7 protein-coding genes and 1 pseudogene are annotated in these 5,962 nt (G+C 47.6%); 3 read left to right on the forward strand and 5 right to left on the reverse strand.

Going from position 1 to position 5,962, the window contains the following annotated elements:
- The 4 genes and pseudogenes from RUM_RS12800 to RUM_RS00805 all read right to left on the reverse strand — a co-directional run.
- A pseudogene (locus tag RUM_RS12800) lies at window positions 1-217 on the reverse strand (virulence protein); the annotation flags it as partial.
- Window positions 218-358: 141 nt separating this feature from the next.
- The gene (locus RUM_RS00795; protein WP_015557328.1) at window positions 359-2,365 is read right to left on the reverse strand and encodes a DNA cytosine methyltransferase; all 2,007 of its coding nucleotides are present in this window, start codon (window positions 2,363-2,365) and stop codon (window positions 359-361) included.
- Entirely contained in the window at window positions 2,358-2,582 is a 225-nt protein-coding gene (locus tag RUM_RS00800) for a DUF7736 domain-containing protein (protein WP_015557329.1), read from the reverse strand. The genes RUM_RS00795 and RUM_RS00800 overlap by 8 nt, the downstream gene beginning before the upstream one ends.
- Window positions 2,579-3,262: a DNA methyltransferase gene (locus RUM_RS00805; RefSeq protein WP_049775482.1), complete on the reverse strand. Its 684-nt coding sequence runs from the start codon at window positions 3,260-3,262 to the stop codon at window positions 2,579-2,581. The genes RUM_RS00800 and RUM_RS00805 overlap by 4 nt, the downstream gene beginning before the upstream one ends.
- Between RUM_RS00805 and RUM_RS00810 the strand changes: the two genes are divergently transcribed.
- Window positions 3,241-3,720: a thymidine kinase gene (locus RUM_RS00810; RefSeq protein WP_081459930.1), complete on the forward strand. Its 480-nt coding sequence runs from the start codon at window positions 3,241-3,243 to the stop codon at window positions 3,718-3,720. The genes RUM_RS00805 and RUM_RS00810 overlap by 22 nt on opposite strands.
- Before the next feature lie 45 nt (window positions 3,721-3,765).
- On the opposite strand, the gene RUM_RS12285 is transcribed toward RUM_RS00810, so the two are convergent.
- On the reverse strand, window positions 3,766-4,338 hold the full coding sequence (locus RUM_RS12285; protein WP_173585364.1) for a restriction endonuclease subunit S: 573 nt from the start codon (window positions 4,336-4,338) through the stop codon (window positions 3,766-3,768).
- A 26-nt stretch (window positions 4,339-4,364) separates the two neighbouring features.
- Here RUM_RS12285 and RUM_RS12515 point away from each other — a divergent pair, with 26 nt between their 5' ends.
- On the forward strand, window positions 4,365-4,883 hold the full coding sequence (locus RUM_RS12515; RefSeq protein WP_162094087.1) for a restriction endonuclease subunit S domain-containing protein: 519 nt from the start codon (window positions 4,365-4,367) through the stop codon (window positions 4,881-4,883).
- Between the two features lie 12 nt (window positions 4,884-4,895).
- Window positions 4,896-5,828 (forward strand): site-specific integrase, encoded by a 933-nt coding sequence (locus tag RUM_RS00825; RefSeq protein WP_015557332.1) that lies wholly within the window; start codon window positions 4,896-4,898, stop codon window positions 5,826-5,828.
- The last annotated feature ends 134 nt before the right edge of the window (window positions 5,829-5,962 follow it).

Raw genomic sequence — 5,962 nt, forward strand, 5'->3', positions numbered from 1 at the left:
AGCCTGCCTCTGCAAGCCCGTTCAGTACCGTTTCCACGATCTCCGTATCGCTGCGGTCACTAAAGCTGAGTACTGCATCCTTGCTCAGTGTGAAGATGTCGATCTGGTAGCCGCAGCTCGGAACACCAAGGTATGTGATCTCCGCCCCTGTCAGCTCTGCGATCTTCAGTGCCAGTGCCCTGCGCCGGCTCTTTTCAATATTGAATCTGATTTCCATATGTTTACGCTCCTTTTCGTTTTTCCGTCTTGTCTGGCGGCAGTGACATATTAAATCATTTTCGCCTGCATTTCAAGACTGTAAATCGGAGAATGTACGGGGCGTTGCCGCCCCTGATATTGTGCATAGTACAGAATCGGATTACTCTGAATCTTGTGCCGCCCAGGCAATGCCGGACAGCACGAAGTATCCGCAGGGGACTGCGATACCGTTTCCGTATAATTTGTACTCGGCACTATCTGAATACGGATCAGCCAGCCATTTGCGGATCTGACTTTCCGATTTTCGCTTTTTACCGTTCAAGTCGCTCCACTCGTTCCAGACATCCCGCCAAAAACCAATGTCCTCGGCAGTCGGATTCTGATTATCCAGATTTTTGCACCACCAGTCCGGCAGTCCCTGTAATCTTGCGCACTCGGTCGGTGTTAGTCGGCGCACGATATACACCGGCTCATCGTTCGGATTATCATTGACAAGCGGCGGATCTTTCCAGTCGGATGCGACCAGCGTATTGGCTTGTTCATGTGCAGCTACAGTGTGATGGGAATTCTTGCTTGTGCTGTAATGGTCGCCTTCCGGTGCGGCGATGCAGTGCCTGTCCGCAGTGTTTAACGTAAAGCATACATCTTTGTTGACTCCGCTGCCCTGCGGACCGTTCTTTTCTGAACGACCGATCATCGAGCCTTGCAGAGCATAAGTTTCTGTCGTATCATTTACAACGGCAATTCCTCTGTGATTGCTTTCGAGATCCTGACCGCCGGTATCAAGGCATCTGCATATTTCCGTCTTGTAGCAGTGACCTCTTGCATTTTTTGTGCCGCTGGATGTGAATCGGACATCGAAGGTTTCCGGAGCAACCACTGCCTGCTGATTGTCACCGGCATTGGTGCGGAGCGTTCCGCTTTTACCATCAGGATAGATATGACCGCCGACTCTTGAAGCTGCACCCGGCTCAAAGGCTACAACACACATTCCTCCCTGATTTTTCACCGGACTCTGATCGGATGTGTCAATCGTCCTTGCAGTATTTGCTTCGTAGAATCCACTGTGCGGGTTATCCGACTGCATCGAATTGCTGTGTTTGGCACAGATGCCGTAGGCTTTGGGCGGATGAACCACGAAAGGTTGATTATTCCCGCCCATTCCGAGCGTAGCAGAGAGCGTTGGGGAAATGTCAAGCGGACCTCTGTATCTTGTGTCGGCAGAATGGTTTTCAAACAAGAGCGCCGCCGGAACAACTCCGGCGCGGAGCGTCGGTGCTTTTTCTTCCTCATAACCGATACCCCTTGCCTGCGCCGAATGTTCCGTACAAAATCCTGCCGCCTCCAGCACTGCCGGATGATTACCGTGATCCTGTGCGACCAGCGTTCCTGCATGATCGACCGTTACGGAGACTCCGCTTTGCCCTTGCGTGTTGATACAATATCTGCCTGTGCCTGCCGTTCCAGCGCCTTCCGCAGCACCTTCGGCAGTTCCTTGCCCCGCTCGGAAGCTCTGCGCAAAATCCCCGCACAGGCGCGACTCGTCAGATAGTATCGCTACGGCACGCCTTCCATCAAGATCGCCGACAAGAAACATACGGCGGCGTCTTTGAGCGACGCCGAAAAATTGTGCGTCAAGAAGTCTCCAGGCGATGGAGTAATTGTTACCCATGATAACACCGCCCCTGTGCCACTTTTTGTCAGGTTGAGGTACAGATACGGCATTGGTTTTGATATTGCAGATCTCCTGCAGGACGATTCGGAAGTCCTCTCCATCGTTGGAGGAGAGGGCGCCCTCAACATTTTCCCACAGGATATATCTCGGATATTTTCCATTTGTTGAATCCCTCATTTCATTTATGATGCGTATTGCCTGATGGAACAGACCGGAGCGTTCGCCGTCTAAGCCGGAGCGTTTCCCGGCAATACTCATATCTTGGCAAGGTGATCCGAATGTGATGATATCCACCGGCGGCAGATCCGCACCGGATAGCTTTGATACATCGCCGTAATGCTTTACATCCGGCAGACGATTGTGCGTAACAAGAACCGCATACGGCTCGATTTCCGAAAGCCAGACCGGCTTGATACCGGCATAGATGCCTGCCAGTTCAAAACCGCCCGACCCGGAAAAGAGGCTGCCGAGCGTCAACTGTTTCTTATCCATCCGCATCCACCTCCGTATCGGTCGCATTCCTGCACAAGGCAAGAAAGTCCTGTTTTATCTGTTCTCTGTACGCTTCCGCCACGGCAGGAATCTCATGCGAATACACAGGTCTGCCGATAAATCCCGACAAATAGCGGTACAGATGACCGAGGTCATTGCCCTTCAGCATGGAGAATCCTGTGTATGCTGTCACGATTGCGCATTCTCGTTTTGTCATCCTGTACCTCCCAGCATCTGCTTACAGGCTTTGGTATAAAAATCCTTGCTGACCTCAAAGCCGTAGCTATGTCTGCCAAGCTCCCGTGCAGCACGCAGCGTAGAGCCGGAACAGGCGCAGGGATCGATAACCACATCGCCCTCGTCGGTAAAAATCTCGATCAGACGTTTCAGTACGGAAATCGGTTTCTGCGAAGGATGTATCTTCGGAATGTCTTTGCCATCACGCACCCAGTCGAAGTGATCGAAGATCATGTGCCGCTTGCCGTTTGCATCGGTATTGCGGAACTTCGGCAGCTTACCCAGATACAGCACCAGTGCATATTCGGTAGCACCCACGATTCTTATGTTGGCTTTCAACACCTGTGGACTGTAGTTTTTGCAGAAGACCAGTGGAATATAATTCTTAAATCCGTACTTTTCTGCCTGTCGGATGACTTCCGGGATCTGCTGAAAAGCACAGAATACGATCATACACGGGGCATCATTTTCTCCGGTCATGGGTTCCTTTTTCAGCAGTCGGTTACAGAAAGCGAAATACTCAGCAATGTTAAAGCTGTAATCCGTATGGAAGGCAGCCTTGTGAGCCTTACTGCTTTCACCGTTTTTGTTATCGCCGTCAACATACCAGTTATAACTACTATGAGAGAGACAAAAAAGTGCTTCTGCTGAAGCCGAAATGCGAGAACAGAGACGGTGAGAAGATCATTCAATCTCGTATCGGACTTGAAGAACCCTGCGAGTTTGCTGAAAACTTCCTTGTTGGCTATAATGGTGAGCATTATGACTGTATCATCGTTGACGAGGTGCAGTTCCTGTCACCTGAAATGATAGACAAGCTCAGTGATCTTGTGGATTTTCATGGCATCACAGTTATCTGCTACGGTCTGCGGACTGACTTTCAGAGTCATCTTTTCCCCGGCGCACAGCGGCTTATGGAGCTTGCGGACGATATAGAGCAGATCAAGACCATTTGTTGGTGCGGCAAAAGAGCGCACTTCAATGCAAGACTCCTGAACGGAGAAATGGTCACAGAGGGCGAACAGGTACAGCTCGGCGGCAACGAGAGCTATATCTCCCTATGCAGGAAACATTATAAGGAAAGAATAGTATCCAATTCAACAGCGAAAACTTGTTGAACCAAGCGATGTTTTTGCCTTTTCCATCTTGAAAAAAGTGGGGGGCTATGCTATAATAGATAATGTAGACTTACGCTGATGAAGGGTGATAAGGTTGTCAAGCTGGCGAAAGAAAGAACCTATTTTCTTTTGTTCTTTTTCTGATGGAATCGCTATATCTTGATTGTCCAAATCGTTTTTGTTGAGATTACCGATTGCACCATTCCCGCCAGCCACAAACAACTCAATAAACCGTCTGTACCAAGATGATCCCATCGAAGCGTTTACAAAGTGCGGTTCTTTCGTTGTGCCAAGAAGCATAAATCCACCGTGAACAGCGGATTCTTCAGGGATTCCGCTGATAATCGTGTGTTTTCCAACAAGTCTTGACGACCCATTGGCTGCGGTAATGAGAATGTCGTTTGCTCTTACACAGTCAATATTGACAGCTTCACGCACAACAAAAACATCTTCATCGCTTAATACAAAACTATCCTCGGCTATATTTGATGAGCGCAGAACACGAACCCCATTTTTCCGAATATCAGAGGGTTTGTATGTTAGCCCACGGCGAGTTGCCACAACATCTGAGAACTTACGCTGTTCCCAAGTATAAGCACTTCCATTTAGCAAATCCATTGACGCACACTTGGGAACAGTGTGAGTTGGGGGCAATAATTCAGGCAGTGCAAGAATTGACATCTGACTTTGAGAATTATCCATTATACAGCCTTACTATTGAGAACGGAGTTACTCCGAAAACTGAACGGTATGAAAGAAGTTTCCTCATCACAAAAGAGACTGATTTATTCAAAATTGTACCTGAACAATGCTTTGTATCAAACCCGATGAACCTTAGATTCGGTGCAATTGGATTTAATGATAGCGGCAAAAAGGTCAGTGTTTCTGGGTATTATGACGTATTTTCGATAGATCGTGGAGAATGTAGCAACTTCTGGTGCGTATATTTGAAAACAGCCAACTCTTTAAAACGATTTGATGATGTGGCAATAGGATCACTTATTGAGAAACGGCGCGTTCATTTTTCACAATTAACCGAAATGTCATTTCCAGCACCCAATATGAATGAAAAAAAGAAACTTGGAGAATTCTTTGAAAGACTCGAACGTCTTATTACCCTTCATCAGCGTAAGTCAAAAATCGGCAAAATGCCGTTAAAATAGGAGGAAACTATTATGCTGCAGACATTTACCAAAGAGAGCCTTTTCCACGAATACTATGCTCAGTGGATCAAGGTCTACAAAGAAGGCGCTATTCGTCCGGTTACTTTGAATAAGTATCTGGTAACACTGGAATGGCTGAAGAAACTGAGTCCGAATCTGAAGCTGGGCGATATTACACGTATTACCTACCAGCAGCTTATCAACGACTATGCAGAAACGCACGAGCGTCAGACCACAATGGACTTTCACCATCAGATTAAGTGTGCGATCCTTGATGCTGTTGACGAAGGATTGATCGCTCGTGATCCCACCAGAAAAGCAATCATCAAGGGCAAAACTCCCAGGGCGAAAAAGCCGAAATACCTCAACCAGTTTGAACTGCACACTATGCTCAATCATCTGAAGCTGACTCCTCAGATTAGTTGGGACTGGTTTATTTTGTTGGTAGCTAAGACGGGGATGCGCTTTTCCGAGGCGTTGGCACTTACTCCGAAAGACTTTGACTTTCCGCACCAGACGCTTTCTATCAACAAAACCTGGGATTATAAGCATGGTACAGGCTTCCTTCCCACTAAGAATCGTTCTTCAGTACGCAAGATTCAGATGGATTGGCAGACCGTCATTCAATTCTCCGGCTTAGTGAAGGGGCTTCCGGAAGATAAGCCTATCTTTGTTAAGGAGAGTCAGAAGGTGTATAATGCCACGATCAATGATATTCTGGAGAGGCACTGTAAGGCAGCAGGAGTACCTGTCATCTCGGTTCATGGCTTGCGGCATACACACGCTTCTCTTTTACTGTTTGCAGGCGTATCCATTGCCAGCGTTGCTCGGCGGCTTGGCCACGCAAGCATGACTACTACGCAAAAGACATATCTACATATTATTCAAGAACTTGAAAATAAAGATATCGACATTGTTATGCGCTCTCTTTCTGAACTTAGCTGATTGAATACTGCAAAAATTATTTGCTTTTTCTCGTAATCTATGGTATAATGAGATAAAAACACGATTAAGACAACACCGCACAATGTCTCTCTGACGGTTTGGTGATGCATCTGCATGCCTAGCTTTGTGCGGTG

The sequence above is a fragment of the Ruminococcus champanellensis 18P13 = JCM 17042 genome (assembly GCF_000210095.1).
GTDB classification, from domain to species: Bacteria; Bacillota; Clostridia; order Oscillospirales; family Ruminococcaceae; genus Ruminococcus_F; species Ruminococcus_F champanellensis.